The sequence below is a fragment of the Rhizobium sp. PK7-22 genome (genome assembly GCF_056530405.1).
Window position 1 is genome coordinate 613,373 of sequence record NZ_CP096513.1, and the last position, 24,774, is coordinate 638,146.

The following is a 24,774-nucleotide window of genomic DNA, read 5'->3' on the forward strand; positions in this document are numbered from 1 at the left end:
CCTCTCTTTGCCTCCCCTCCGTTCAATCAGTTGCAGCTCAATGATTTTGACGCTATATTGCGTCATTATTATTGGCATTTGGATGGAATGAGCGTTATGAGCATCGCCCAATACGCGGATGGCGGACTGTTCTCGCCGCGAAAGATCGCCGAAGCCCTGCGCACCACGAGCGACGAGATCGCCCGTACGGCCGGACTCGGCAAGGATGCGGTCCAGCGGAAGGACCGTATCAGCTCCGACAAGACGCAGCGGCGGCTGCGCGAGATGACCGAGGTTGTCAACAAGGTCGAGCCGCGTTTCGGCTCGGCGCTGATGGCCTATGCCTGGTATCGCTCCGAACCGCTACCCGGCTTCTCTGGTCTGACGGCGATGCAATTGGTCCGTGATGGTCGCGCCGATGACGTGCTCGACTATATAGATGCGGTCGACGCCGGCGTTCACGCCTGATCGGGTCGATGCATTTTCGAGGGGTACTCTACCGGGCGCTGAATCCGATCTATGCGAGCAAGCCGTTATCGGGACGCGGTGCGGAACTCTACGGCGGCCGTTTCAATCGGAAAGGCGCCCCCGCGCTATATCTGTCCCTGTCGGTCATGACGGCGCTGCGAGAGTCCAACCAGGTCGGCAGCCTCCAACCAACGACGCTCGTATCCTATGACGCCGATATCGAACGTGTTTTCGACAGCCGGGACGATGCGGCGCTGCAGGCGGAGGGAATGGATGGCGCAACCCTCTCTGACGCCACCTGGCGCGACCAGATAAAAACGGCCGGAGAAGCGAGGACGCAGAGCTTCGGGCGGAGGCTCGCTGCCGCGGGCTACCATGGCTTGTTGGTCAGAAGCTTCGCACCAGGTGCGACAGAGGAGGATCTCAACCTCGTCCTGTGGAAATGGAACGAGACGGCTAGCTGCCGTCTCACCTTGATCGATGATGAAAACCGGCTTTCGCCCTGGGATCGGCCAGCACCCACCTTGCCGAACGACACTTGACCAGCAAGTCGCGGAGGGCATCATGCATAATCCCGTGGTCGGCTACTGCATCAGCCGCGGCGAATTGAGGGAGCACCTCGTCCGTGGCGGTGCCGGTATTGGCCTTCGATGGGGTCGGCGGTCGCTGCGCTGAACATTGCCGCTCCCGCCTTCCGCACGCGGGAGAGCGACCTTCAACGTTTTGTGGCGCTGCTTCGCGACGCCAGCAAGCAGATATCGACCGGGCTTGGCTGCTAGGAGATGATCGCATGGGGTTTTTATTGCCTGTCAGACACTGCGATCCTCATGTCCAGGATGGCCTGCCGCCGATCGCGACGGATGACGCCGATCGCCCGTTTCAATGCCGCGGGAGGATGTCGTCTTTGTGGTGCATTATCAAACGCGTCGTTATGCCTTTTGCCAATTGCCTGGCTTGGCAAGACTTCAGATTATTCGCCCTGCCCTTGCGAGCGCGCCTCCGCCAGCGATGCAGCGATTGCGGCGATGGAGCGAAACAGGACGAGCGGATCGTCCTTCGAGGGCATGAAACCTCGGCGCTGCCAGAACTGAGCCGCTTCCTGATCGACTGCATTGACCATCAACGCTCGGCCACCGATCAAAGCAGCGGCCTGGACGCATCGCTCAAGGGCATGTTTCACCAGACCTGTACCGATGCCTCTTCCCGCCCACTCCCTGTCCGTCGCAAGCTGGCCGAGGAGAAGGCAGGGAACCGGATCGGGCGCTTGCCCGGTGCGGATTGAGCGCGGCAGGATCGCAGGAACGACAGCGGTCGGCGCCAAGCCATAATATCCGACGACGCGCCCCGCCTCGTGGACGACGAGAACCGCCGTAAAACCTTTTTCCTGATTGGCAAGCACGCGCGTCTTCAGCCAATAATCGAGCGCCGGCTTGCCGCAGGAAAATTCGGAAGCATCATGCGCGGCCGTAAGCGCTTCTGGAGCCGATAATACCACAGCTTATTGCTTCGGCGTATAGCCGGCTTCCCACAGAGCGGGCCGCCTGGCCAATTTCACCATCTCGGGAACAGGAGCGGCCGGCAGGGACAAGACAACCATGAATTCAGCGAAGCCTTCCGGGCTCATGCGGATGAGCCCGTGTTCCATAACGACTTCTTCTGCGGCGCGCACAGCGGCCTCCCGCACGAAATCGGTTCGTGAGCGGCCGCGCAGGCTTGCCGCACGATCGATCATTGCGACGTCTGCTTCAGGCAAGCGCATTGAGATCGGGTATTCCTTGCGTTCAACAGTGGCGGCCATGACTTGTCTCCTTACGAAGAAAATAGCGATTTGTAGCGCCAAATGCAATACGACACTATCAATCTGTTGACGACTTGTCTTCCAGTCTTTCGCGCGCCGTTCTGCACCAAATCTGCTAGCTCGGGCAGTGACCTATGCTTCCGGAATGCCGGATTTGGGGCCGGATTCACACTGTCGATGTGGGCCACGACCCAAGCGTCTGGACAATTTGCAATGTGCTTTCAAACTTGCCCGAAGCGGACAGGCTCTCCACGAAGCACGATCGCTCACGCATAGGCAACCCATCCCCGAAAACTGAGCGCATGGTAAAACTGCGTGGTGCCCGTGAAGCCAGCTTCTTGCAGATATCCCAGCTCTTCTTCCGGAGACCTGATGAAGGTGTTTTCTCTCACGCCAATTTTGGCTGCGTTACGTCTGTCTGCATCCATCTGCGCAGGCGCGCCAAATTCGATATGCCTGTCAATCCATGATGATAAGAGGGCTCGCTGAGAGGGAAGCTGACGTGAGCCAGAACGAGCGCCGATCCGGGTCTTAGACGCCGACGAATGCCACGAAGCGTGATCTTCCTATCCTCCGGCGAGATATGGTGGAATACAAGCAGGCAAACGGCACCATCGAACGGCCCGTTCGGCGCCACCGAGATGTCGCCGGTGTGCAGGGTCATACGCTTTGTAAGGGTTCCGATCGTCTCTCGTGCCAACGCGAGCATGTCTGATGATGGATCAACACCATCGAAGCTCCAGCCTGCCTGCTGCTCCGCCAATGCCTTCAGCTCAAGACCGCCGGCCGCGCCGACCACCAGCACCCGCCCGTCCGAGGGCATGTGTTCGGCCAGAAGCAGTCCCGTCATGCGGTGAAGCCCATCAAGCCCCGGAACGTTGCGTCGAGCGCCTGCAATGTAGTCCATCTGACGTCCACCGAACCTATCCATGATGGATGGTTCCGAACATCAATGACCTGTGCGCGCCCACGCCCGCCAGATTTCCGTCGCCGACAGCGAGTGCAACAGAGGCCATGGGGCGTGCAGCGTCCCCGCAAGCGAAGACTCCAGACATGCTGGTTTCCTTCGTCGCATCGGTCTTGATGGTGGAGCCGAGAGGACCTTGTTCCATGTCGAGGCCGAGCTGCTGTGCGATTGAGCTGGAAACCTCGAAAGGAGCAAGTGCGAACAAGCCGGAGAAAGACAGGGTCCGACCGTCGGCAAGCTGCACATCAGCTTGATCGCGCAGCGCCTTCACGGGAGAACGCTCGATGACAACGCCACGCGCTGCAAGGGCGTGAAGCTGATCTGTATCCGGCTCGAATGCCTGGTTGAGAAGCAGGGTTGTCGGCCCCCAATTGGGAAGCATCAGCGCATGGTGCATCGAGAGCGCCGAGCCGGCGATGACGCCGATCTTGCCCTGGTTGAGTTCGTAGCCGTGGCAGTAGGGGCAGTGGAACACGCTTTTGCCCCAACGCTCCTTCAACCCCTCGATGTCGGGAAGAATGTCGCGTACGCCCAACGCCAGGATCAGCCGGCGCGAATGGTAACGGATGTCGCTAACCTCGACGTCAAACGACGTCTCTCCTGAACCCACCTCCATGGTTCGCCGTACGCTATCTGCACGACCCGAGACCCATTCCACCGTCTTGTATTCCATCACCTGAGACAAGGCTTCTGCTACGATTTCGGCCGGGTCGACATGATCTTGAGTAATGAAGCCATGCGAGTGGGATGCGAAGCGATTGCGCCGAAGGCCTTCGTCGATAATCACGACCTTTCGACGCGCGCGGCCGAGTTGAAGGGCGGCCGACAGCCCGGCGTAGCTGCCTCCGATGATGATGACGTCGTAAATCGTGTCGCTCATGATTTCTCCTGAATCTCGCAACAACATAAGTGTCGTGAAAAGACGGGTCAAGTCTCATGTATCGGGAATGACGGTCGTGCTAGAGTGGGTGGTGAAAGCACGGGAGGGAGCAGAGGATGAGGCAGGACAGTCGGCTATCGCGCATGCTGCATGTGTTGATTCATATGGGGCGACATGACGGGCCGATGACATCCGAGATGATCGCGCAGATGCTCGACGCCAATCCTGTCGTAATCCGGCGCACAATGGCGGGGCTGCGCGAAGAAGGTTATGTCAGCTCCGTGAAAGGTCATGGTGGCGGCTGGACGCTGGCTCGTCCTCTCGAGAAACTGACACTTCTCGATATCTACCGGGCAGTTGGAGAGCCGTCCATCTTTGCGGTTGGACCTGCACATGACATGCCAGGTTGTCTTATCGAGCAGGCGGTCAACAAGACGCTAACGGACGTCTTCAACGAAGCAGAGGAACTGTTGCGCAGAAGGTTTGCAGGAGTGACGCTTGCCGATATCGCCCGTGGTTTTCCTAGCGTTCGCGAACAAAATCACGGTCAACGATGTACGTCTTAAACTGCGCTTGAAGCCATATTGTGCGGCCAAGATTATTTCATGTGCCGTGACGGCTTCTGGCCCAGATCAGAAACATGCTCAGCGACCGGAAAACCGTTGCTTTTTGCGCTCCTGACGGATCAGCATGCCGAGGCTTTTTGTATCTTTGATCTTGTCCATAATCACCCGATCGGGACGATGATGTCATCAAACGGTACAAAGGGAATGCAAAGAACCGATCGGGATGATTTTAGAATTACTGGCGCCAATAGACCAAAAGATACCCGTTCGGGATGAAAAACCACAGAGTGTTGATTTCCACTGAGAGCTCTCAGTGGAAATCAACACCTCGCCTTCTAACCCCGCGACAGTCGTGGGATATCCGCTTCCATTGCGGTGATCCAACTTTTCGCCACTTCTTCAGAAACCATCTTCAAGTACGTGTTGCCCGAATTTTAAGGCAGCCTTTGGCGCTCGTCGTCGTGGCCCAGGTAGGCGTAAGCCCGCCGTTTGCCCGGACCGCCGTAAGGTTGCTACGCTCCACCGCAGACGTCGATCAACTTGCAGGAGAACCAGCGGCGAGAGAACAGGCGCCTACCGTGATGGCAATCAAGTTTCGGGTGCAGGCGCCGGCTAGAACTCACCCTGCCCCTTCGCCCTTTCGACGACGGAACTGAACGGCGCCATGAGGCCCTCCCGCCACCCGGTATGCGTTGGCCAGCACCTTGTAGTGCTCTCGGCCGCCCACGATGGAAGGCACCACGGCGCTGCAGCTTGCTCTCTGCGGCTGTTCTGCAAGATACTGCCGTGAGTTGCTGCGCCGCAGTGTAAACGGTCCCCCCTCGCCGAAGACCCGCTTAACCGTCAACGACAGGAGCAAGCTGCACTCTCCCCCGTCTCCGACGTTGAATCTCAATGCTAGGCGCTGGGTACCGCCATCTACCGCTGTAGGCTCGGCTTTTGGTGATCGCTTTGAGAAACTGGACGCAGCAACAGCCTTAGCAAACTCCGGACAATGGCGTCCCAGAATCTGTTGATGAGAACCCAACGCAGTATCCGCATCGAGGCCTTAGCTTGTCTATCGATTTAATCTAGGCTTTCGCCTTTAGGCGCGAATCGTAGAGCCACCTGCGAACCTTCGTGGCTGAAATTTTACCGGCGTCTGGGTGGCCAGGATTGACGAGCACATTCGACTCGTCAGGTACAATAACCGAAGGAACGAACAGACATGCCGACCGACGTTCCGCCAGCCAAGTCGAGCCATAAGCCATACTGGCGCGTCCCGCTGGTAGCGCATCCCATCCTACCGGCGCCGATTTGGCATCCAGCCGCTCACTTCCGTCCCAGAGGTCTTGAGGGATGTCGATTCTGACGAGGTAGCGGTTTAAAGGTAAGGTAGACGCAGCAAAATGCACGAGCGTTTCCATCGCGGCGAGCGAGATGTTTTCCGAGCAGTAGAGCACAGAGAAGCCCGGCGCATTCCATCGCCCCCCCGTAACCTTCGCGCCCGTTCCTGTCAGGTCGTCCGCTTCATAATCTGGAGTGTCCGTCGCGATCCGCCAAGCTGCGGGCATCAGGAGTAGGCCCCACTTTGCATCCTGGCGAGTAATTGCGACACCATTGCCTGCCCTTCGAGCGTATCAATGAAATCGAGTGGACGGGCACCCCCAAGAGCCGGTACGGATTGCTGTAGCCAGCCGGCCAGCCAGCTTGCCGCGTCAAACCCTTGCGTATCACCAGATTGCTTCACTATCTCAGTAACTTGGCCCACGAGCTTGGAAAGGCCCAACACGCGCTCACTATCCTCTGGGGATAGGTTTTCCTGCCTACTCACCTTGCGGTTCAATGTGGCGATTGACATCCTGAGGCTTTCGAGAAGCACACTCTGAGGTATGCCAAGCCGCTCCTGCAGATGCTTCACGTCTCGTGCGCTGATCCCTTCGCGAATCATCTCAATCCGCTGCCAAGCCGGTGCTCGGAAGATTTCCTCGAAGTCGGAAACAGAAACAGTCTTCTTCCGCTTACCGCGACGCTCGGATTCTGAAGTCTCGCCGAAAAGCGCCCGCAGGAGCTTTTCCTCCGGGGTCATCTGATCGAAATCGGACTTGACTTCGCGGTTCGATGCATCTCTTGCTGTTGCTGGTTCCATATGAATATCACGACGATGCTTGCCGTGCTCCTTTGAGCATCAATATAGCTCAAATGATTAGATACTCAAGCGCCGTTGCCGCCGACTGTGCGATCTGGCAAACGGCGGTCTTAAGCGGGGTCGAACCTACGACCCGGCTGTTGTTCCGAGTCACCATATAGCGAATGGGAGAGATCTACCACTTCGTTGATGGTCACTTTCGGCGGTGGTTTTGGAGTCGTTGCAAAGGACGAGCCTGCCGTAGCAGCCATGCCTACGCCAAGTGCAAACCCCGAATTCAGCAAGCCGCGACGTGTCGCGTTAGCACAAATTGAATGAAGGCATCCTGCAGGGCACATGACCGGTAGCTCCTATCTGGGTTGATAACTGTCCTTCTTGCAGAGCAATGGCCCTATGAGTTCCAAGCCCCGCTTTGCCGCGTAATCTTATCGGCTCACACTTGTTACCCTGCTTAACGCATCTCTCTTGCGATCAGCGTCTCCAGCGCCTGCACCGCCAGCGGATAGCCCTGCGCGCCCAGTCCGGCCATGACTGTCGTTGCCGTCATCGAGACGTAGGAGCGGTGGTAGATCGCTTCGCGCCGATGGACGTTGCTGATGTGGTACTCGATGATGGGTCCCTTGAACATCTTGAGAGCATCGAGAAGCGCCAGAGAGGTGAAGGTGAAGGCGGCCGGATTGATGATGATGCCGGCACCCTCGTCGATTGCCTCGTGGACCCAGTCGATCAGCTTTTCCTCGCTGTTGGTCTGGCGAAATTCCACCGGGCGCTCGCCGGCGGCCTCGCGGCACAAGGCCTCGACTTCTGCAAGCGTGGTCGTCCCATAGATCTCGGGCTCGCGCTTGCCCAGCCGATTGAGGTTCGGACCATTGAGAATGTAGATCGGCTTCATGAGCTCTCCCATCAGCCCTGATAGCCGAGCAACCGCGGCAGCCAGAGCACGCTGTCGGGCACGAAGGTGATGAAGGCGAGGCAGACCACCATCCAGAACAGGAAGGGTGCCGCATCGACGATGATGTCCTTGATCGGTGCGCCGGAGATCTTCGCCACGATGAACAGCAGCAGCCCGTAGGGCGGCGTCACCAGCCCCAGCATGATGTTGACCACGACGACGACGCCGAAGTGGACGAGGTCGATGCCGAGCGCCTGCGCTGTCGGGATGAAGACCGGCACGATGATCAGCAGGATCGCCGTGCCTTCCAGGATGCAGCCGAGGATGAGCAGGATCACGTTGACGAGGATCAGGAAACCGGTCGGGCTGAGGTCCCAGGCCGTCAGCATGATGCGGATGCTGTCTGGGATGTTCTCGATCGTGATCACGTAGTTGAAGACCAGTGCGCCGGCGATCAGCATGCCGATGGATGCCGTCGACTTGGCGCTGGCGGCCAGCGACCCGTAGAAATTCCGGATGCTGATGCTGCGGTAGAGAACGACCGAGATGATCAGCGCATAGGCTGCCGCGATGGCGGCCGCTTCCGTCGGCGTCGTGATGCCGGAATAGATGCAGCCGAGCAGCACGACCGGCATCATCAGGGCCGGGAAAGCGCGCACGGTGATGCGCGGGATCTCGCGCATCGGCACAGGCTCCTCCACGGGGAAATTCCGGCGCCGGGCCGTGATCACCACCTGCACCATCTGCAGGCTGGCCATCAGGAGCCCCGGCACCATGCCGGCGAGGAAGAGGTAGCCGATCGAAGCATCGGACACGAGCGAATAGAGGATCATCGGGATCGACGGCGGGATGATCGGGCCGACGACAGCCGTTACGGCGGTCAGCGCTGCCGCAAAGCTTGGCGTGTAGCGGCCCTCGCGCGTCATCATGCTCTGCATCATCTTGCCGCTGCCGGCCGCATCGGCGATCGCAGAGCCGGACATGCCGGCGAAGATGATGCTCTGCACGATATTGACCTGCGCGAGGCCGCCGCGGAAGCGTCCGACGAGGACGTTGCAGAAATTCAGCAGGCGCTCCGTCATCGAGCCAACGTTCATGAATTCGGCCGCGAGAATGAAGAGCGGCACCGCCAGGATGACGTAGTTGGAATACATGCCGTTCAGGAACTGCTCGGCGACGATCCCCATGTCGGCTCCGACAAGCAGAAGGTAGAGGATCGAGCCGCTGATCATCGACAGGCCGATCGGCAGGCCCAGGAAGGCCAGGACGGTGATGACGATGAGGGTGATGGAGAAGGGACTTGCGAAATTCATACGCCCGAGCCTGCCTTGGTTGGATCGAAGGCGTCCGGTGCACTGCCCCTGATGGCCTGGAAGGCGAGCCACAGGTAGCGGATGATCGTGGCGACCGCGAAGATGATGTAGCTGGAATAGAGGTAGTCGAAGCGGATCTTGAGATAGGCCGTGCTTTCCACCTTCATGAAGGTGACGTAGTCGATCACCGCGGGCAGCGATATGCCGAACAGGAACACGAGAGCTATCGCGCAGATGATCTGCATGATCCGGCGGCTCTTGTCGCTGGCGCCGCCCCAGATCAGATCGAAGCGGATTTCATCGACTTCGCGAACGACAAAGGCCGAACCGAAGAGCACGATCCAGATCCACAGCGCCACGCTGACCTCATGGGTCCAGCCGATCGACATGTTCAGCGCATAGCGAAAGACGATCTGCAGGATGAAGACGACGAACATCGTCAGGAGCATCAGGCACAGGAGGTTTTCCGCGCGCCGTCGCAGCCATCCACCGATGGCCATCAGTCTTGGGGGCATGTCCATTTCTCCAGGAGGCAGCGAGGCGGATCTTCCGATCCCGCCTCACCGCTCTTTACAGTCCACGAGCGAGAGTGGCTGCGGCTTTAAAGAGCCGCCACTTTCTCCAGGATACCTTCAGGCCAGGACTTCGCCAGATCGGAGTTCAGGTACTTCTCCTGGGCAAACTTGCGGAAGGCTTCCAGATCCGGCTCGTAGATGTCGAGGCCGGCGGCGCGGAACTCCTCGAGCAGGGCCTTTTCCTGCGCAACATGCTTGTCTTCGCTGAACTTCATGGCCTTGTCGGCTGCCGCCTGGAAGGCCTGCTGCTGTTCCGGCGTCATCGCTGCCCATGACTCGTTGGAAATCACGAGAAGGTCATATCCGATCAGGTGCGACGTCAGGGCGATCTGCGACATGACTTCGTAGAACTTCATGTTCTTGACGTTCGGCAGCGGGTTGTCCTGGCCGTCGATTGCGCCGGTCTGAAGCGCGGTATAGACTTCCGCATAGGCGACCGGGACGGGATTTGCGCCAAGAGCCTCGCCGAGGAACTGCCAGGCATCGCCACCCGGCATGCGCAGCTTGATGCCGGCCATGTCCTCAGGCGTCATGATCTTCTTTTCCGGCTTCAGTCCCACCTGCCGGGCACCGAAATAGGTTGGGCCGAGGATGTGGACGCCGAGCTGGTCTTCGGCCATCTTCTTGAATTCCGCGCCGACGTCGCTGTTGAAGAAGGCGCTCAGATGGGCTGCGTCCCGGAACAGATACGCCGAGGTCAGCACCGACCATTCCGGGATCTGCTTGGAAATGTCCTGGGGGGCGATATTGCCCATCTGCAGGTTACCGCGCTGGATGGCGACGAGCTCGGTCCCCTGCTTGAAGAGATTGCCGCCGTAGTAAGGCTCAAGGGTGAAATCATCCTTGATGTCGTCGGCCAGCATCTTGGTCATCTCGGCGCGGATGTCCTGCTCCGAGAACACGGCCGAGAACTTGAGCGTCGGCTTGTCCTGGGCGAACGCCGGAACGGTGAATGCGGCTGCAGCCATCATCGTTGCGCCGATGAGATACCGGCGTGTGAGATTGAAGTTCATGGTTTCTCCTCCTGTTGTTCTTTCCACCATCCGCTCCGCGGACAATGACCTCCAGATCAATGATCGTTCCTCCCGATCAAGGTGACACCAGATTGTACGGAACGGTTCGTTTAGTCAATCAGCTGGTGACAACAATGACGCATGGCCACCTCCTGTCAAATCAATTATCTCATATATTTTTGTTTCTATCGGTTATATATATGAATGTCGCGGAGAATGAAATGCGCCCACTTGAACCAGAAACGAAGGAAACGGCGGGGGATATCGTCTTCCGCCAAATCAGGCAGGACCTGATCTCGGGGGCACTCACTCCCGGATCGAAGATCAAGCTGGAGCAAGCCAGGGAGCGCTATTGCGTCAGCGTTTCCACCTTGCGGGAAATTCTTTGCCGGCTGACCACCGAAAACCTGGTTGTCGCCGAAGGGCAACGCGGGTTCCACGTGAGCCCCGCGTCGAAGCGGGAACTTCTCGAGCTCGCCGACATGCGGATCCTTCTGGAAACCCACGCTCTCGAGCTTTCATTCGCCGCTGGCGATCTCGACTGGGAAGCGCGTCTGGTCGCGGCACACCACAAGCTCTCGTCGGTGGAGAGGGCGCTTCTGAGCGGCGACACGACCCGCACCGTCGACTGGGTCCGCTTCGACTGGGAATTCCACCAGGCGCTGGTATCTTCGTGCAATTCCGCCACCTTGATGGCGAGCCTATCTTCCGTCTTCGACCGCTTCCTGCGATACCATTTGCTGGCCCAGAGTTTTCGCGGCAAGCCTGTCGTGGACGACCACAGTCGATTGTTCGATCTTGCCATGAACCGCGATCTCGAGGGCGCGCAGCAGATCCTGAAGAGACACGTCCAGAACGGGGCCGATCACGTGCTTGCCAGCGGCCGCATCCCCTGACACGGCCGCTTCACGAGATCAAAGCGCGTTGATCCTCTCCAGCATGCCGGTAGGCCATGCGGCAGAAAGGGGCGACTCCATGTACTGCTTTTGGGCGTACTCCCGGAAGGCGTTCAGGTCCGGCTCGTAGACGTCGAGCCCCTGCTCTTCGAAGAACGCGACCAGTTCCGATTCCTGCTTCAGATATTCCGCGGTGCTCCACGCGAACGCCGTCTCGGCAAGTTCTCGCATCCGCTTCTGCTCGTCCTGCGCAAGTGCGTCGAACACGGACGATCCGATCAGCAGAAGGCCGAAACCCACATTGTGGCCGGTGAGGACGATCTGATCCGTCACCTCGTAGAATTTCATCAGCTTGTCGTTGGGAAGCGGATTGTCCTGCGCGTCGATGGCGCCAGTCTGCAGCCCGGTGTAGACCTCGGCGTAGTCCATCGCGATCGGGTTCGCCCCAATGGCCTGGCCAAGGAACTGCCAGCTCTCCCCCCTGGCATACGCATCTTCACTCCGGACAGGTCCTCGGGCGTGGTGATCTTCTTGTCGCCCTTCAGATTGACGTGTCGGGCGCCGTAGTAGGCCGGCGCCAGGATCTCAACCCCGAGCTTTTCGCGAGCGATGGCTCGGAAGTCATCCCCGACATCGCTTTCAAACACCGCCTTCAGATGCGCCGCATCCCGGATGACATAGGCTGCACCCAGGATGTCGAATTCCGGAGCCTGCTTGGCAAAGTCGGAAGGTGGCAGCATGGCCATCTCCAGATTTCCGCGCTGCACGGCCACCAGCTCCGTTCCCTGCTTCAGCAGGGTCGAGCCGAAGTAGGGCTGAAACTCGTAGTCAGGACCCAGTTCCTTGGCGAAGATGTTCACCAGCGCCTGCGACCTCGGCGCATCCGCCGTCGTCACATCGGCGAAACGAAGCGTCGTCGCCGCCCGCGCGACCATTGGCAGCCCGGACAAGCCGACTGCGGCAACGGACCCAAAGATGATTTGCCTTCTCGATAGACCGTTCATGTCATTCTCCTCCCTTTGTAAAAGCACGCACCTCACGCGGCGAAGCGGTTCTCCGGCAACCCCTGAGCGAGCCCGTGGACAGCGAAAACGGCGCCCGCCAGTGGCTCCGACGCCAACTGCTCCTGAGATAAAAACTTGCTGGCGGTGGTGATCACCAGCGTCCGAAGGTCGTCTCCCGCAAAACAGACGCAGGTGGGATTGCTGACCGGCAGCTCGATGACGGTATCGATCACACCCTGTGGATCGTAACGCACGACGCGGCCGCCGGCGAAAAACGCCGTCCAAAGCCCTCCATCGGCATCGAAACACGCGCCGTCCGGTCGGACTCCTGACGCGGAATAATCTGCAAAGAGCTGCCGGTTGGAAATCTCGCCATCCTCCGGATCCATGTCGAAGACCCAGCTTTGATATCGCCGGGTATCGGTGAAATGGAACCGCAGGCCGTCGGGTGAAAATGCAATGCCATTGCTGACAATCACCTCCGAAAAGATCTTCTTCACATCACCGGACGCGTCCACGCGGTAGAGCGATCCCAGCGGCCGGTGAAGCTGATTGTCCATCGTCCCGATCCACAATCGCCCCCGGCGGTCCACCCGGCCATCGTTCAGACGATTGTCGAGATCGGCCTCGACGGTCGCGACCAGTCGGGAATTGCCGCCGTCGGCGGCCTGGAGCACCAGATCCAGATCTCGCGCGACAAGATGATCGCCGGCAGAGGTCAGGGCCTGACTGCCCAGAAAACTGATGCCGTGCTGCGGGAATATCTCGTGGAAGTTGGAGGACGGGTCGTAGCTCTGCAGCTTCGGGTTTTCGATATCCACCCACCAGAGCTTCCGCGTCCTGTCGCACCATAGCGGCGTCTCGCCGAGACGGTCGCTGGACCGAACAAGGCATTCGACGCGTGAGGCCGGGATGATCCTTGTCATGCGACCGGCATTCCTTCCGGCCGGATCTGTTTCTTCAGCGCCGCAATCCGGAAAATGGCATTCGCAGCGCCGTAGCCACCGTAGCCGCTGCGCTGGACGATCTCGAAGAAGAAACCTTCGCCGTAGGTGCCGCTGTAGAGCTGGAAGTACTCGCCGTGTTCGTCGCGGTCATAGAGGATGTTGTCAGCCCTCAGCCGCTCGGTCAGCTCCGGGTCGAGGCCGAAACGGGCTTCGACATCGCCATAATAATTCGGTGAGATCGGCAGCGCCTTGAAGCCATTGGCACGAAGTGCTGCGGCCGTGGCGAAGACGTCTTCGGTGCGGAAGGCAATGTGCTGGATCCCGGATCCGAAGGTCTCGGCGATGAAATGGCCGGCAAGCGTGCGGCGGTTCTCCGCGCCGTTCATCGTGATCCGCAGCGTTCCCTCAGTGTTCTGGATGACCTGGCTGCGCACCACACCCGATGGATCGATGATGTCGACCATCGGCGACTTCTCGGTCTTGAAGATCGCGGTGTAGAACAGGAGCCAGGTCAGCATCTCCTCGTAGGCCACCGTCTGGGCCACATGATCGACCGCCAGCAGATGCGCCGGTTCCGGAGCGGCTTCGTCTTCGACGGGTTGGAAGTCGATCTCCCACATGCGCCCCAGGTTGGACGCGGCGTCAACCAGATAGATCAGCGCTCCTCCGACGCCGCGGATGGCCGGAACCTCGAGTTCACCGGGGCCAACAGGCTGGCTGAAGGGCTCGGCACCGAGCGCCACCGCCCGCGCCATGGCTGCCGCTGCATCCTCCACCTGCAGGGCCATGGCGTAGGCCGAGGCACCGTGAACGGCGTAGGCGGTGCTGGCGAAGCCGATCTCTTCCCGGTTGATGAGGATGCGGACCTCCCCCTGCTGGTAGACGCTGACATTTTTCGTCCTGTGCTTGGCGGTCTTTCGAAAGCCGAGCGACTGCAGCATCACGATCAGCGACTCGGCATCTGCCTTGCCGACCGAGAACTCGACGAAGGCGACGCCCGCAACGGACGCGCGGTCCGGCATCGACGGCACCGTCAGGCTTGCGGCGTCCGGCTTTCGCCGCACCTGGTCCCCCAGATAGACCAGCGAGCGGTACCCGTCGGCGGCAATGGCCCTCGGCGAGCCGCCGCGGAACTGGTCGTTGAAGATCTCCAGGGAGAGATAGCCGTCATATCCGGTGGCCGCGACGGCCGCGACGAAGTCGGCGACCGGTAGATCCCCCTCGCCCGGCATGTTGCGGAAGTGCCGGCTCCAGTAGAGCAGGTCCATGTCGATCAAGGGCGCATCGGCCAGTTGCACGATGAAGATCTTGTCCTTCGGCACCGAGCGGATGGACCCGATGTCGATCTTGCGGGCAAGCGTATGGAAGCTGTCGAGGATCAAACCGATGTTGGGATGGTCCGCGCGGCGGACGATCTCCCAGGCGTCACGATGGTCGAAGATGTGCCGTCCCCAGGCCAGCGCCTCATAGCCAACCTTCAGGCCGCGCCTTGCCGCCCTCTCCCCCAGTTCGTGAAAGTCTGCCGCGGCACGATCGATGCCGCCGAGAGAGACGGGCGACACGTTGGAGCAGACGAGAACCAGGTCTGTCCCCAGTTCCTGCATGATGTCGAACTTGCGCTCGGCGCGATCGAACGTCCGCGACCGGTGCGGCTCCGGCATGCCTTCGAAATCCCGGAACGGCTGGAACAGCGTGATCTCCAGCCCGTGATCGCGAACCATGCGTCCGACATCGCGCGGACTGCCGTCGAAGGCGAGAAAATCATTTTCGAAGATCTCGACGCCGTCGAAACCGGCCTTGGCGATTGCCTCCAGCTTTTCGGGAAGCTCGCCGCTAATCGAGACTGTCGCGATGGAGGTCTTCATCGGGACACTCCGGCAGCCATGGCCGTCTGTGCTGGAGCCTGGGTCAGTTCGGCAAAGTGCCGCCGCATTCGATCCGAGTCCGGTATGATCTCGGTAAAGAGCTCAAAGGCCTTGACGGCCTGATAGACCGCCATGCCGCCGCCATCCAAGACCCGGCACTGGCGCCTTTTGGCCTCCGCCACCAGCGCGGTCTCCAGCGGAAAGTAGACGATCTCGGCCACCCACAAGGACGACTGCAGCAGATCGGCAGGCAAAGGCAGGCCCGGATATTTGACCATCCCGGTTGGGGTCGCATGGATCAGACCGGAGGCCGCCGCCATGGCCTTCGGCAGATCGTCGCCTGCCTCGACGGCCGCCTCGGGGAAATGCCGCTGCATCGTCTCCGCCAGCGCCGCCGCACGGGAATTGTCCTGGTCGACGATCGTCAGTCGGGTCGCGCCGGTGCGAAGGATGGCGAAGGCTGTCGCCGCACCAGCGCCGCCTGCGCCGAGCTGAACGACAGCACCGAGATCGGCACCGGGCAGCCCCAAGCGGAAACTTTCGGCAAAGCCCCACCAATCGGTATTATGACCATGTCGCTTGCCGTTGCGAAGAACGATGGTGTTGACGGCGCCCAGAACTGTCGCCTCGTCCGACAGCGTGTCGAGGACGCCGAGCACCGCCTGCTTGCAGGGATGGGTGACGTTCAGGCCGCCCAATCCCCTCGCTTCGGCATCGGCGATCAACTCGGAAAGCTGATCCACGCCGAGCTTGATCTGGTCGAGATCGAGAAGGTCGTATCGGTAGTCAAGCCCTTGCGCGCGCCCTTCGGCGACATGCATGGCGGGCGTGAGCGATGCCTGAATTCCCTTGCCGATGAGGCCGGCGCAAAAGAATGATCCCTGGATTGCTTTCATTCCACATTCGCCGGAGCCGAGGACGCGCGTGGCGTCTCGACGCGCGGCGCTCCTCCCGAACAACCGACGGCATAGGTACCGCACCGATTGACATATTGTACGAACTAGTACGTGTCAATTCGGGAAGCCATTGAATAGGAGAGCCAAGCTCAATATGAAGAGGCAATAGAGCTATGGTTCTCCAGGTCCGATGATGGAAACAACTGTGACAAAGCCGATGCCACGTGAGAGCCGCAAAAACGACCCGGAAAAGACGAGGGACGACATCCTCACCGTCGCGACGGAGGAGTTTGCGGAATTCGGCCTTTCGGGCGGACGCGTCGACGCCATCGCGGAGAAGACGCGCACATCAAAGCGGATGATCTACTATTATTTCGGCAGCAAGGAGGGGCTATACTTGGCGGTGCTGGAGAAGGCCTACCGCAAGATCCGCTCGCTGGAGGCCGATCTGGAGCTGGCCGACATGCCACCTATCGACGCGCTACGGACGCTGATTGCCAGCACCTTCGACCACGACGAGAACAACCCCGAATTCGTGCGGCTGGTCAGCATCGAGAACATCCATCACGCCAACCACATGAAGCGGTCGTCGGAGATCGGCGAGCTCAACCTGTCGATCGTCAGGACGATCAGCGATATCCTGGAGCGAGGTCGCAGCCAGGGCGTCTTCCGGCGTGAGGTCGATGCCATCGACCTGCACATGCTCGTCAGCGCCTTCTGCTTCTTCCGCGTTTCGAACCGGCATACCTTCGGCACCATCTTCCACCGTGATCTCTCGGCACCCGATCTTTATGCGCGCCACAAGCAGATGATCTCCGATGCGGTGCTCGCCTATGTCACTCAGCCCAGATGAAGAGCAACACATGTCATTCGCGTCTGGCCACCCATGATCACCCCGGAATTACTACGAAATCGCCCGTCGGCACTACGAACTGACACGACCCGATCCGGTCATGGCAGCGCCGCGGACATAGGAACGGCCTGTTCCCGGTCAAGCTGATCGCGTCAATGCTACTGTCGCCCTGGTAAAATACGAATCTCCGGCCCCGCGAAAGCGGAATCTTCCCCTCCGCCGCCTTGAACGGATACGAACCGCCGACCGTCAGCCAGATCAGTTATATCTGCTGCAATTTTCGCTTCGAATGACCGGCCTTAGGCCGCCCGAAGCGGCCAAAATACGTACGGACAGCCACAGGAAAAAGAGTGGTAATCGTGATGTAATGAACATCGAACTATTCAATCATTTGGCTGACCACACTCAGGCGAACGGCGCCAAAAAGCTATTCCGGATAACCACCACTTGATAATTTGTCCCCTATGGGTTACATAGCTTCATGTTCACGATTGGGCGCACCCGTGATTATGCGGACTGGATCAAAACGCTGAAGGACTTTCGTGCCCAAGCTCGAATTGCCGACCGCATTGATCGTCTGGCTGCAGGAAATCCTGGGGGATGTAAAGCCAGTGGGCGAAGGCGTGAGCGAACTCCGCATTGCTTATGGGCCTGGTTATCGGGTCTATTTTGTCCGCGACGGTCGATCGTTTATGTTCTTCTCTGTGGTGGCGACAAGAGTACGCAAGACAAAGACATTCGACTAGCTAAAAAACTAGCACAGCAATTGAAGGAGTAATCGCATGCCACTTAAGACGTTTGAGTACGACTCCGCGGAATTCCTTGGAAGTGAGGAAGCGATTGCTGAGTATCTTTTAGCTGCCAGCGAAGATGGAGACGCAAACCATATTGCTCGCGCTCTTGGTGTTGTCGCGCGCGCGCGCGGCATGTCAGATCTTTCTCGGAATACCGGACTTACAAGACCTGCTCTCTACCGGGCATTAAGTGGGGATGGCAATCCAGAATTTGGGACGATCGCAAAGGTAGCTGACGCACTTGGCTACAGGCTAAATCTTGTTTTGAAATCCGACAGGGGATCGACCGCCGCAGTGAAGTGAACGGCATATTCGAGCATTGGCTCGACGTTTTTTTGCTCCGTGCCCGAGCGAGGCAGCCCGTTTTTCATGGTTTAAGCTCTTCAAAGGAGCTGAACCAACGACGCCTTGTCCGGATAGACTAGGCGCTTGATATCTCGCCCAGAACCATGGTCCTCGCGATCCGTGCCACTTGCCTTAAGGGGTGACGGGTGCGATCGATCCCACGCGACTGTGGCCGCCCGGTCGGAGCGGCCAGTGCCAGCGATCAAGCCGCAACCACGGTGCGGGCCTCATAGTCGGCGGTCCATTGCAGCGCTGGCCGCTCGCGGCAACGCTCAATCCATGCCTTGACCACGTCGCTGTCCGGCGTCGCCGCAGGATACCAAGCAAAGGGCGAATGCAGCAGCAGATCGACAGCTGTGTATCGCTCTCCCATCAGATAGGGCCTATCTTTAAGTGCGGTTTCGACGCGTGCGGCAAGTTCCGCCGGGCTGCGGAAGGTGAAATCCACAAAAGAATGGGAAATCCCGGCTGCCTGCATGATCAGCACAGGTTCGACCACGCCGGCATACCAGGCAAGCCAGCTGAGATACTGACCGCGCTCCGGATCGCCGGCAACAGGCGCCATCTTCTTCTCCGGGAAGAGATCCGTCAGGTACTGAATGATCGCGATGCTCTCCCAGATGACGACCCCGTCATGGTCGAGCAGCGGCACCTTGCCTTCCGGATGTGGGTTCTTCGGATCTTTGCGGCCGCTGCCATCGCCGCGGCTGATGTCGACGATCTCGATCGCGACCTTGTCGATGGCGTCTAGTTCGCGAAGCAGTGTGACAATACGCGTCGAGCGCGAGCGGGGAGCGTGAAAGAGCGTCAGCATAGTCTGTATCCTCGGTTGCGTGTGGCAATGCGGATCTTGTACACTCCGCCAACTGCCAGTTTCCGTCAGTAGGCTTCTTCTATTTTCAAAGTCATGGCTCGTAGTGATCGTCTGTTCCGCCTGCTCCAGGCGCTTCGCAATCTCCCCTCCCCGGTCACCGCCGCGCGCCTTGCCGAGGAGACCGGCGTGTCATTGCGTTCGCTCTATAGGGACATCGAGAGCCTGCGCGCCGCGGGCGCCGTCATCGATGGCGAGCGCGGCTTCGGCTACAGGCTGACGGAAGACATCGCCTTGCCGCCGCAGACATTCACACGGCTTGAAATCGAAGCCCTGGTGCTCGGCCTCGCCGAGGTGCGGCATATGGGTGAACCGGCTCTCGCGGCGGCCGCAGGTGCCGTGCTTTCGAAAGTCACAGCAACGCTGCCCGACCGACTACAACGCCAGGCACTGCATGCCGCCTCCCAGGCCTATCGTTTCGAGCGCCGCGATCCGCCGGTTGTCGATGTCGGCCTTCTGCGCGAGGCTTGCTGGCAAGAATGCGCCGTGGTGATAAGCTATGTGGACGCGGAGCAGCAACGGACCGACCGGCAAGTGCTGCCGCTGGCGATCGTCTATCTGGAGAGGACGCTGGTGTTACTTGCCTGGTGTTGCCTGCGCCAGAATTTCCGCAAGTTCCGCGTCGACCGCATCGCCGACGTCCAGATGACGGAGGAGAGTTTCCGTCCGCGCCGGGTTCAGATGCTCAGGGACTTCGTTGCCATTCTGAACGCCGGTGTGCCCGAAACATCAAAGATGATCTTGAGCAGCCAGTAACCAAGACGCCGATGCGGCCGGTGTGGCCACGTACCGCATTCGGACTGCTTTTCGCGGATGCAGCAGATGGCCGAACGGCCGCGCTGAGGCGCAATGCTGTCACTGCGAGTGGGCAGCATAAATTCGAGCGAAAATGCCTTGCCCGCGTCTTTGCCTTGACGGGAATCGAAGCGCCGACCCTCACCCGAGAGTTGGTCCGATATTGAAACTAATTCATTTGACACAATTAGGAAGGCAGTGTGGCATAATCCAATGATGGAACTTCATGCTCACTTCAGCACGATCTCTCGTTAGATGCCGGCGACTTAATTGGAGATCTGCAACGGCTCGTGTTGATGACGGAGCGACACTCAAGGATGCGACGCGTTTTATATGACATTCGAGAACGATGAGTTCATGCAGAGAGATCATTGAACAAGCGGCGCAGCCGCATTCGAGCCCGGCACGCCATATAGTTTCTTCAGCGCTGCTTGATTTCGAGCTCATAGCCGCCAGGGTCTTCGCCTAATGAACTCAACCGATCGAGCGCCGATGTTCGCTTGGCGTCCGATGGGCATGCCGACAACCAGCTGACACTGAATGTCTACGGGCATCTGCGTAAAGACAAAGAGGCAGAACACGCACAAACCGCCGAGGACTTGGCTACTGAGCTTATCCCCGCGCAGGGCGCCTGGTTATCGATAATCATGACATTGCCGGTTGTGGTAGTGTTTTTCATTGAAAGTTATCGTTTTTCATGAAAAGGTTTATGTGTAATCGCTTTTCATGGATAGGTATTGAAATTCATGGCCCGCGCGCCCCAGAGGCCATTTTCAGGCTCCGTAACTGTTTTTCACGAGAGATGGCTACCTGAGGAAGCGATCCCTGCAGGATACGCCGCCTTAATCGAAGCCTATGACCTTGCTGTGCCGGTACCGCGTACGCTGGCTGCGATAGGTCCGCGCCACAAGGTTTATGAAGCCGATGGCTGGCACATCTTCACGCCCCGGCACCAACCCGCCAATACGCTGGACGCGCAGCTCACCTTTGCCTTGCGCTATGAAGGGCTCGATCTTGCGGTACTAAAAGCCTTGTTCCGGACGACCGGACCTGACCCCGTTGCAGAGATCGTGCGCGCGGCCCCGACGGGGTCCTATGCGCGCCGTATCTGGTTTCTCTATGAATGGCTCCTGCAGGAGCAGCTAGACTTGCCCGATGCGGCCACGGGCGCATATGCGCTCGTCGTTGATCCTGAGCGACAATGGACGATCACCGGCTCGAACTCCACCCGCCATCGTGTGAAGAACAATCTGCCAGGCACTCCTGATTTTTGTCCGATGATCTTTAAGACGCGGGAACTGAATGCATACGTTGACCGCAATATCGCTGCGCAGGCGCGCGCGCTCGTTGCGAATGTCCCTGCCGATTTGCTGGCGCGGACTGCAGCCTTTCTTCTACTGAAGGATTCGCGATCCAGCTTCGAGATCGAAGGGGAAGATCCGCCCCAGGATCGCATCCAGCGCTGGGGGCAGGTCATCGGAGAAGCCGGGCGCCGCTCGATCGATCTTGATGAGCTGTTACGCCTGCAGCGTATCGTGATCGGCGATGCGCGCTTCGTGCAGCTGGGCTTGCGCACTGAAGGCGGCTTTGTCGGCGAGCATGACCGGAATACCGGTGCGCCGATCCCTGATCATATCAGCGCCAAGCACCAGGACCTCGAAAATCTGATGAATGGCCTGACCGCCTTCGACCGGCTGGCGGCCCCAGAGCTTGATGCGGTTATTGCTGCTGCGGTGCTGGCCTTTGGCTTTGTCTATATTCACCCGTTTGAAGACGGCAACGGGCGTCTTCACCGTTTCCTGATTCATCACGTGCTGGCCGCACGGGATTTCAATCCGCCAGGCATTGTGTTCCCGGTATCCGCCGTGATCCTCGATCGCATTGATGATTATCGGCGGACATTGGAAAGCTACTCCCAGAGATTGCTACCTTTGATCCGCTGGGCGGCGACGGAGCGTGGCAATGTTGAAGTGCTCAGCGAGACCGCTGATTTTTATCGCTTCTTCGATGCGACCCCGCATGCGGAATTCCTGTTTTCGTGTGTAGCACGGACGGTCGATGTCGATCTGCCGGCGGAGACAGCCTTCCTTGCCGGCTACGATACATTCAAAAAGCGCGTGTCCGCCCTTGTCGATATGCCTGACAGGATCATGGACCTGTTATTCCGCTTTCTACGGCAGAACGATGGAACGCTTTCTAAACGCGCACGCGAGCGCGAATTTGCCGGACTCACGGATGCAGAGGCCGCAGAAATACAGGCCATATATACCGAGATTTTACCTACACTTGGTGGAGGCCAATAGCGGCATCAACTGAGCTATGGGGCAATACATAAAGGGGGAACTAAATGGCTTTGGATATCAATAGGACTTATCGGGCGATCATCAACGCCGCGCGGAAGCAACGCTTTATTCCTACGGGGAGATCGCGGAAGCGAATGATGAGCCTTGGAATAAAGCCTACCGGGTAGTGCCGCAGCAACTCGGTAAATTGATGGAGATCGCTCATGAGCGGCAGTGGCCCTACCTAAGCTGCCGCGGAGAGGCCGCAGACCTCTTGACTGGCTACACGACACCCCACGCGCGAAATCTCCCCCTCCCCGTCATCTCGCGGAGGCCAGGCTCCAAAACCATCCGCCGCGCCGCCTGCGGCGTCACCTCGAGCGTCTTGGCGACCATGCCGGCGGACACCAGCGGTTTTGCCATCACTCCGCGCCGCAGATTCCGCTGGTGAGCAAGAAGCTTAGGCTGCCGGGGTTGGACGAACTGGGGCTGGTAGCTGCTCTCTCTCATCTGCGAAGGCGGGCCCATTGAAGCCCGTTGCGGACATTGAACCCCAATCTCAGGCATCACCGAAAGTGCTGACTCCGAGGCGCTTAGAGCGCCCCGGAGTCAGCAGACTAGAACGTCAGCCCACAGGCCCGGCGGATAGCCACCTGAACTGGAGACGGAGGCAGGGCCGGATCACTGAATTGCGGTATCTTATGATCTGCTTCACTTGCTAAATGTGCCAATTGTGGTTCGAGCCAACCGCTTGTAGACTCGCAGGCGAGATCTGCGGCCGCTCCGGCACCCTCGATAGCAATTGGGATATTCAAGCGCCAGCGATGAAATCAAGCCTCGATCATATGCCACTGCGTAAGCAGCGCGAGCTCTCCCGCGTGCTGGACATCCTGCACGAGGAGTTCGAGGATGCCCTGAAAGAAGGGACGGCGGACTTCAAGAAGCGAGGGAGGATCCTCAAGATCATCCTGTTCGGCTCCTATGCCAAGGGCGGTTGGGTCGATGAGCCTTTTACGATGAAGGGCTATCGCTCCGACTTCGACCTGCTGATCATCGTCAACAACCGAAAGCTCTGCGATTTTGCCAAGTACTGGCACAAGGCCGCCGACCGGCTTATCCGCGACAAGGCGATCGAAACACCGGTCAGCTTCATCGTCCACTCCCGGCGCGAGGTGAACACCTACCTCAAGGAAGGACAGTACTTCTTCTCCGACATCCGCAAGGAGGGGATTATCCTCTATGAGCTCGATGATGAACCACTTGCAGAGGCGCAGCAACTTTCGCCGACTGAACGTCTCAAACTGGCGGAAGAGTACTTTGCCGAAAGATTTGCTACTGCGCGCAATCTCGGTACGCTCGCGATGACTGCCCGGCTCGGCGGCATGTTGAAGGAGGCAGCATTCCTTCTTCATCAGTCTCTCGAGCAGGGTTACTCATGCGTCCTGCTGACCTTGGCCAACTACGCTCCCCCTTCCCACAACGTGAAGTTCCTGCGCTCCCTGGCGGAGGAGCAAGATCGGCGTTTGGCCGACGCCTTTCCGCGTGAACAACATCGAGAACGGGCTTGGTTCAACACGCTGAACGAGGCTTACGTCAAAGCGCGGTATTCTAGGCACTTTGAGATCAGCGAGGAGGCATTGCTGTGGCTGGGAGAGCGGACTGCTGTTGTTCACGAGTTGGTGCAACTGGTATGTGAAGAGCACATCGTGCGGCTGCGCAATGAGATAGCGCCATAGCTCTATTCCTTTGATGACTCAATGAAACTATGGGGTTGGCCAATTGAAAGTCACATGCGGCGATTTGAAATCTGATTGGCAATGTTTGAAATGCACAGGACTTACGGCATGTTGATCCACTGCTTCGTCATCACTATTCCCGAGCCTTGCAATCGAGCCAGGAGCGTTAGGTGAATGCAGGATCTCTGCGCTCGTAGAGTGCTCCCGGCTGGGTCAGGACGACCCAGACGATCCGGGCCATTTTGGCGGCAAGTGCGACAACAGCTTTGTTTGGGTGCATTCGGGCTTGGAGACCATCCAGCAGCTTCCCAGTCGATCCTTTGTTCGGTCTAGGTGTCGGAAGCAGGATCGCGCACCATGGACGAGCAGTTTACGGACATCTCGGTTGCCTCGCTTGCTGATACCCAGAAGCTCTTGCTTACCGAAGGGTTCTTCTTGCAGGAGCATCGAGAACGAGATCGCTCGCGATCGTTGGTCCAGGAGATACGCGCCACCGTAGGCAAAAGTCAGCAGGCCGTCGTCAAGCCGGCCGAGCACGCCCGCCTTGGTGTCGCGAAAATAGCCGTCCAATACCCGGGTCACGATCGCGGGCCCTGGCGACGCCCGACCGAAACAACGAGGCCCAAACCAGCCAGGACTTGCATCGCACGGCCAATCTGGCAGCTCTCTTTGCCGGCCTCGAGTTCACGCAGAAAACGTACGCCCACACCAATCACCCCTGCGAGTTGCTCCTGGGTTAACCCTTGCTGTTTGCGCTCCTGACGGATCAGCATGCCGAGGCTTTTTGTATCTTTGATCTTTTCCATAATCACCCCTATCGGGATGATTATATCACCAGACGGCATGAAGGGAAGTCAAAAGAACCGATCGGGATGATTTTAGGATTATTGGCGCCAACGGCCCGAAATAGA

At 59.0% G+C, this 24,774-nt stretch carries 24 protein-coding genes and 5 pseudogenes; 10 read left to right on the top strand and 19 right to left on the bottom strand.

Features of this window, described 5'->3' with window-relative positions:
- Window positions 1-96 precede the first annotated feature (96 nt).
- Together M1E10_RS03080 and M1E10_RS03085 are read left to right on the top strand one after the other, a co-directional pair.
- Window positions 97-447 carry an MbcA/ParS/Xre antitoxin family protein gene (locus tag M1E10_RS03080; protein WP_499172665.1) on the top strand — a complete coding sequence of 117 codons (351 nt, stop codon included), beginning with the start codon at window positions 97-99 and terminating at the stop codon, window positions 445-447.
- 8 nt (window positions 448-455) lie between these two features.
- Complete coding sequence (locus M1E10_RS03085; RefSeq protein ID WP_499172666.1) at window positions 456-989, top strand: RES family NAD+ phosphorylase; 534 nt, start codon at window positions 456-458, stop codon at window positions 987-989.
- 428 nt (window positions 990-1,417) lie between these two features.
- On the opposite strand, the gene M1E10_RS03090 is transcribed toward M1E10_RS03085, so the two are convergent.
- From M1E10_RS03090 to M1E10_RS03105, 4 genes are all read right to left on the bottom strand, one after another.
- The gene (locus M1E10_RS03090) at window positions 1,418-1,942 is read right to left on the bottom strand and encodes a GNAT family N-acetyltransferase (RefSeq protein WP_499172667.1); all 525 of its coding nucleotides are present in this window, start codon (window positions 1,940-1,942) and stop codon (window positions 1,418-1,420) included.
- A gap of 3 nt (window positions 1,943-1,945) precedes the next feature.
- Window positions 1,946-2,245, bottom strand: a complete 300-nt coding sequence (locus M1E10_RS03095; protein WP_499172668.1) for a type II toxin-antitoxin system TacA family antitoxin — start codon at window positions 2,243-2,245, stop codon at window positions 1,946-1,948.
- Between the two features lie 388 nt (window positions 2,246-2,633).
- Window positions 2,634-3,152 carry a class I SAM-dependent methyltransferase gene (locus M1E10_RS03100; protein ID WP_499172669.1) on the bottom strand — a complete coding sequence of 173 codons (519 nt, stop codon included), beginning with the start codon at window positions 3,150-3,152 and terminating at the stop codon, window positions 2,634-2,636.
- A gap of 16 nt (window positions 3,153-3,168) precedes the next feature.
- Window positions 3,169-4,092, bottom strand: coding sequence for an NAD(P)/FAD-dependent oxidoreductase (locus tag M1E10_RS03105; protein ID WP_499173456.1), 924 nt, complete (start codon window positions 4,090-4,092; stop codon window positions 3,169-3,171).
- A 116-nt stretch (window positions 4,093-4,208) separates the two neighbouring features.
- Here M1E10_RS03105 and M1E10_RS03110 point away from each other — a divergent pair, with 116 nt between their 5' ends.
- Window positions 4,209-4,658 (top strand): Rrf2 family transcriptional regulator, encoded by a 450-nt coding sequence (locus tag M1E10_RS03110; RefSeq protein WP_499172670.1) that lies wholly within the window; start codon window positions 4,209-4,211, stop codon window positions 4,656-4,658.
- 1,070 nt (window positions 4,659-5,728) lie between these two features.
- On the opposite strand, the gene M1E10_RS03115 is transcribed toward M1E10_RS03110, so the two are convergent.
- The 6 genes from M1E10_RS03115 to dctP (M1E10_RS03140) form a co-directional block, all read right to left on the bottom strand.
- On the bottom strand, window positions 5,729-6,211 hold the full coding sequence (locus M1E10_RS03115) for an RES family NAD+ phosphorylase (protein ID WP_499172671.1): 483 nt from the start codon (window positions 6,209-6,211) through the stop codon (window positions 5,729-5,731).
- Complete coding sequence (locus M1E10_RS03120; protein ID WP_499172672.1) at window positions 6,211-6,786, bottom strand: Xre family toxin-antitoxin system antitoxin; 576 nt, start codon at window positions 6,784-6,786, stop codon at window positions 6,211-6,213. The genes M1E10_RS03115 and M1E10_RS03120 overlap by 1 nt, the downstream gene beginning before the upstream one ends.
- A 451-nt stretch (window positions 6,787-7,237) precedes the next feature.
- On the bottom strand, window positions 7,238-7,678 hold the full coding sequence (locus M1E10_RS03125; protein ID WP_499172674.1) for a type II 3-dehydroquinate dehydratase: 441 nt from the start codon (window positions 7,676-7,678) through the stop codon (window positions 7,238-7,240).
- A gap of 11 nt (window positions 7,679-7,689) precedes the next feature.
- Complete coding sequence (locus M1E10_RS03130) at window positions 7,690-8,991, bottom strand: TRAP transporter large permease (protein ID WP_499172675.1); 1,302 nt, start codon at window positions 8,989-8,991, stop codon at window positions 7,690-7,692.
- The gene (locus tag M1E10_RS03135) at window positions 8,988-9,506 is read right to left on the bottom strand and encodes a TRAP transporter small permease (RefSeq protein ID WP_499172676.1); all 519 of its coding nucleotides are present in this window, start codon (window positions 9,504-9,506) and stop codon (window positions 8,988-8,990) included. The genes M1E10_RS03130 and M1E10_RS03135 overlap by 4 nt, the downstream gene beginning before the upstream one ends.
- A gap of 86 nt (window positions 9,507-9,592) precedes the next feature.
- Window positions 9,593-10,579: a type 2 periplasmic-binding domain-containing protein gene (gene dctP, locus M1E10_RS03140; protein WP_499172677.1), complete on the bottom strand. Its 987-nt coding sequence runs from the start codon at window positions 10,577-10,579 to the stop codon at window positions 9,593-9,595.
- A 221-nt stretch (window positions 10,580-10,800) separates the two neighbouring features.
- Between dctP (M1E10_RS03140) and M1E10_RS03145 the strand changes: the two genes are divergently transcribed.
- On the top strand, window positions 10,801-11,475 hold the full coding sequence (locus tag M1E10_RS03145) for a GntR family transcriptional regulator (protein ID WP_499172678.1): 675 nt from the start codon (window positions 10,801-10,803) through the stop codon (window positions 11,473-11,475).
- 18 nt (window positions 11,476-11,493) lie between these two features.
- Here M1E10_RS03145 and dctP (M1E10_RS03150) read toward each other — a convergent pair.
- The 4 genes and pseudogenes from dctP (M1E10_RS03150) to M1E10_RS03165 all read right to left on the bottom strand — a co-directional run bounded on the left by dctP (M1E10_RS03150) (window position 11,494) and on the right by M1E10_RS03165 (window position 16,187).
- Window positions 11,494-12,479, bottom strand: a pseudogene (gene dctP / locus M1E10_RS03150) (TRAP transporter substrate-binding protein DctP).
- Window positions 12,480-12,511: 32 nt separating this feature from the next.
- Window positions 12,512-13,405 carry an SMP-30/gluconolactonase/LRE family protein gene (locus M1E10_RS03155; protein WP_499172679.1) on the bottom strand — a complete coding sequence of 298 codons (894 nt, stop codon included), beginning with the start codon at window positions 13,403-13,405 and terminating at the stop codon, window positions 12,512-12,514.
- On the bottom strand, window positions 13,402-15,291 hold the full coding sequence (locus M1E10_RS03160; RefSeq protein ID WP_499172680.1) for a bifunctional sugar phosphate isomerase/epimerase/4-hydroxyphenylpyruvate dioxygenase family protein: 1,890 nt from the start codon (window positions 15,289-15,291) through the stop codon (window positions 13,402-13,404). The genes M1E10_RS03155 and M1E10_RS03160 overlap by 4 nt, the downstream gene beginning before the upstream one ends.
- Window positions 15,288-16,187 carry a shikimate dehydrogenase gene (locus M1E10_RS03165; protein ID WP_499172682.1) on the bottom strand — a complete coding sequence of 300 codons (900 nt, stop codon included), beginning with the start codon at window positions 16,185-16,187 and terminating at the stop codon, window positions 15,288-15,290. The genes M1E10_RS03160 and M1E10_RS03165 overlap by 4 nt, the downstream gene beginning before the upstream one ends.
- Window positions 16,188-16,404: 217 nt before the next feature.
- Between M1E10_RS03165 and M1E10_RS03170 the strand changes: the two genes are divergently transcribed.
- From M1E10_RS03170 to M1E10_RS03180, 3 genes and pseudogenes are all read left to right on the top strand, one after another.
- Entirely contained in the window at window positions 16,405-17,040 is a 636-nt protein-coding gene (locus M1E10_RS03170; RefSeq protein WP_499173457.1) for a TetR/AcrR family transcriptional regulator, read from the top strand.
- Between the two features lie 481 nt (window positions 17,041-17,521).
- Window positions 17,522-17,746, top strand: a pseudogene (locus M1E10_RS03175) (type II toxin-antitoxin system RelE/ParE family toxin); the annotation flags it as partial.
- Between the two features lie 76 nt (window positions 17,747-17,822).
- The gene (locus tag M1E10_RS03180) at window positions 17,823-18,137 is read left to right on the top strand and encodes a helix-turn-helix domain-containing transcriptional regulator (protein WP_499172683.1); all 315 of its coding nucleotides are present in this window, start codon (window positions 17,823-17,825) and stop codon (window positions 18,135-18,137) included.
- Between the two features lie 244 nt (window positions 18,138-18,381).
- On the opposite strand, the gene M1E10_RS03185 is transcribed toward M1E10_RS03180, so the two are convergent.
- On the bottom strand, window positions 18,382-18,993 hold the full coding sequence (locus M1E10_RS03185) for a glutathione S-transferase family protein (protein WP_499172684.1): 612 nt from the start codon (window positions 18,991-18,993) through the stop codon (window positions 18,382-18,384).
- Between the two features lie 93 nt (window positions 18,994-19,086).
- On the opposite strand from M1E10_RS03185, the gene M1E10_RS03190 reads away from it, so the two are divergent.
- On the top strand, window positions 19,087-19,806 hold the full coding sequence (locus M1E10_RS03190; protein WP_499172685.1) for a helix-turn-helix transcriptional regulator: 720 nt from the start codon (window positions 19,087-19,089) through the stop codon (window positions 19,804-19,806).
- 785 nt (window positions 19,807-20,591) lie between these two features.
- The gene (locus M1E10_RS03195; RefSeq protein ID WP_499173458.1) at window positions 20,592-22,148 is read left to right on the top strand and encodes a Fic family protein; all 1,557 of its coding nucleotides are present in this window, start codon (window positions 20,592-20,594) and stop codon (window positions 22,146-22,148) included.
- Window positions 22,149-22,409: 261 nt separating this feature from the next.
- Here M1E10_RS03195 and M1E10_RS03200 read toward each other — a convergent pair.
- Window positions 22,410-22,553, bottom strand: a pseudogene (locus M1E10_RS03200) (helix-turn-helix domain-containing protein); the annotation flags it as partial.
- Window positions 22,554-22,951: 398 nt separating this feature from the next.
- Between M1E10_RS03200 and M1E10_RS03205 the strand changes: the two are divergent.
- Complete coding sequence (locus M1E10_RS03205) at window positions 22,952-23,863, top strand: nucleotidyltransferase and HEPN domain-containing protein (protein WP_499172686.1); 912 nt, start codon at window positions 22,952-22,954, stop codon at window positions 23,861-23,863.
- A 166-nt stretch (window positions 23,864-24,029) separates the two neighbouring features.
- Here the strand turns inward: M1E10_RS03205 and M1E10_RS03210 are convergent.
- From M1E10_RS03210 to M1E10_RS03220, 3 genes and pseudogenes are all read right to left on the bottom strand, one after another.
- Window positions 24,030-24,286 (bottom strand): annotated as a pseudogene (locus M1E10_RS03210) (IS110 family transposase); the annotation flags it as partial.
- Window positions 24,287-24,331: 45 nt separating this feature from the next.
- Window positions 24,332-24,445, bottom strand: a pseudogene (locus tag M1E10_RS03215) (hypothetical protein); the annotation flags it as partial.
- The gene (locus tag M1E10_RS03220) at window positions 24,442-24,669 is read right to left on the bottom strand and encodes a helix-turn-helix domain-containing protein (protein ID WP_029620520.1); all 228 of its coding nucleotides are present in this window, start codon (window positions 24,667-24,669) and stop codon (window positions 24,442-24,444) included. The pseudogene M1E10_RS03215 and the gene M1E10_RS03220, both read right to left, overlap by 4 nt.
- Window positions 24,670-24,774 lie beyond the last annotated feature (105 nt).

What these genes read in the sequence shown, in the direction of transcription:
- M1E10_RS03120 (WP_499172672.1), bottom strand. Translation starts at nt 6,786, where the DNA reads ATGGAACCAGCAACAGCAAGAGATGCATCGAACCGCGAAGTCAAGTCC.
- M1E10_RS03085 (WP_499172666.1), top strand. Translation starts at nt 456, where the DNA reads ATGCATTTTCGAGGGGTACTCTACCGGGCGCTGAATCCGATCTATGCG.
- M1E10_RS03190 (WP_499172685.1), top strand. Translation starts at nt 19,087, where the DNA reads ATGGCTCGTAGTGATCGTCTGTTCCGCCTGCTCCAGGCGCTTCGCAAT.
- M1E10_RS03135 (WP_499172676.1), bottom strand. Translation starts at nt 9,506, where the DNA reads ATGCCCCCAAGACTGATGGCCATCGGTGGATGGCTGCGACGGCGCGCG.
- M1E10_RS03080 (WP_499172665.1), top strand. Translation starts at nt 97, where the DNA reads ATGAGCATCGCCCAATACGCGGATGGCGGACTGTTCTCGCCGCGAAAG.
- M1E10_RS03155 (WP_499172679.1), bottom strand. Translation starts at nt 13,405, where the DNA reads ATGACAAGGATCATCCCGGCCTCACGCGTCGAATGCCTTGTTCGGTCC.
- M1E10_RS03115 (WP_499172671.1), bottom strand. Translation starts at nt 6,211, where the DNA reads ATGCCCGCAGCTTGGCGGATCGCGACGGACACTCCAGATTATGAAGCG.
- M1E10_RS03185 (WP_499172684.1), bottom strand. Translation starts at nt 18,993, where the DNA reads ATGCTGACGCTCTTTCACGCTCCCCGCTCGCGCTCGACGCGTATTGTC.
- M1E10_RS03170 (WP_499173457.1), top strand. Translation starts at nt 16,405, where the DNA reads ATGCCACGTGAGAGCCGCAAAAACGACCCGGAAAAGACGAGGGACGAC.
- M1E10_RS03100 (WP_499172669.1), bottom strand. Translation starts at nt 3,152, where the DNA reads ATGGACTACATTGCAGGCGCTCGACGCAACGTTCCGGGGCTTGATGGG.
- M1E10_RS03195 (WP_499173458.1), top strand. Translation starts at nt 20,592, where the DNA reads ATGGCCCGCGCGCCCCAGAGGCCATTTTCAGGCTCCGTAACTGTTTTT.
- M1E10_RS03145 (WP_499172678.1), top strand. Translation starts at nt 10,801, where the DNA reads ATGCGCCCACTTGAACCAGAAACGAAGGAAACGGCGGGGGATATCGTC.
- M1E10_RS03180 (WP_499172683.1), top strand. Translation starts at nt 17,823, where the DNA reads ATGCCACTTAAGACGTTTGAGTACGACTCCGCGGAATTCCTTGGAAGT.
- M1E10_RS03220 (WP_029620520.1), bottom strand. Translation starts at nt 24,669, where the DNA reads ATGGAAAAGATCAAAGATACAAAAAGCCTCGGCATGCTGATCCGTCAG.
- M1E10_RS03110 (WP_499172670.1), top strand. Translation starts at nt 4,209, where the DNA reads ATGAGGCAGGACAGTCGGCTATCGCGCATGCTGCATGTGTTGATTCAT.
- M1E10_RS03095 (WP_499172668.1), bottom strand. Translation starts at nt 2,245, where the DNA reads ATGGCCGCCACTGTTGAACGCAAGGAATACCCGATCTCAATGCGCTTG.
- M1E10_RS03125 (WP_499172674.1), bottom strand. Translation starts at nt 7,678, where the DNA reads ATGAAGCCGATCTACATTCTCAATGGTCCGAACCTCAATCGGCTGGGC.
- M1E10_RS03165 (WP_499172682.1), bottom strand. Translation starts at nt 16,187, where the DNA reads ATGAAAGCAATCCAGGGATCATTCTTTTGCGCCGGCCTCATCGGCAAG.
- M1E10_RS03130 (WP_499172675.1), bottom strand. Translation starts at nt 8,991, where the DNA reads ATGAATTTCGCAAGTCCCTTCTCCATCACCCTCATCGTCATCACCGTC.
- M1E10_RS03205 (WP_499172686.1), top strand. Translation starts at nt 22,952, where the DNA reads ATGAAATCAAGCCTCGATCATATGCCACTGCGTAAGCAGCGCGAGCTC.
- dctP (WP_499172677.1), bottom strand. Translation starts at nt 10,579, where the DNA reads ATGAACTTCAATCTCACACGCCGGTATCTCATCGGCGCAACGATGATG.
- M1E10_RS03160 (WP_499172680.1), bottom strand. Translation starts at nt 15,291, where the DNA reads ATGAAGACCTCCATCGCGACAGTCTCGATTAGCGGCGAGCTTCCCGAA.
- M1E10_RS03105 (WP_499173456.1), bottom strand. Translation starts at nt 4,092, where the DNA reads ATGAGCGACACGATTTACGACGTCATCATCATCGGAGGCAGCTACGCC.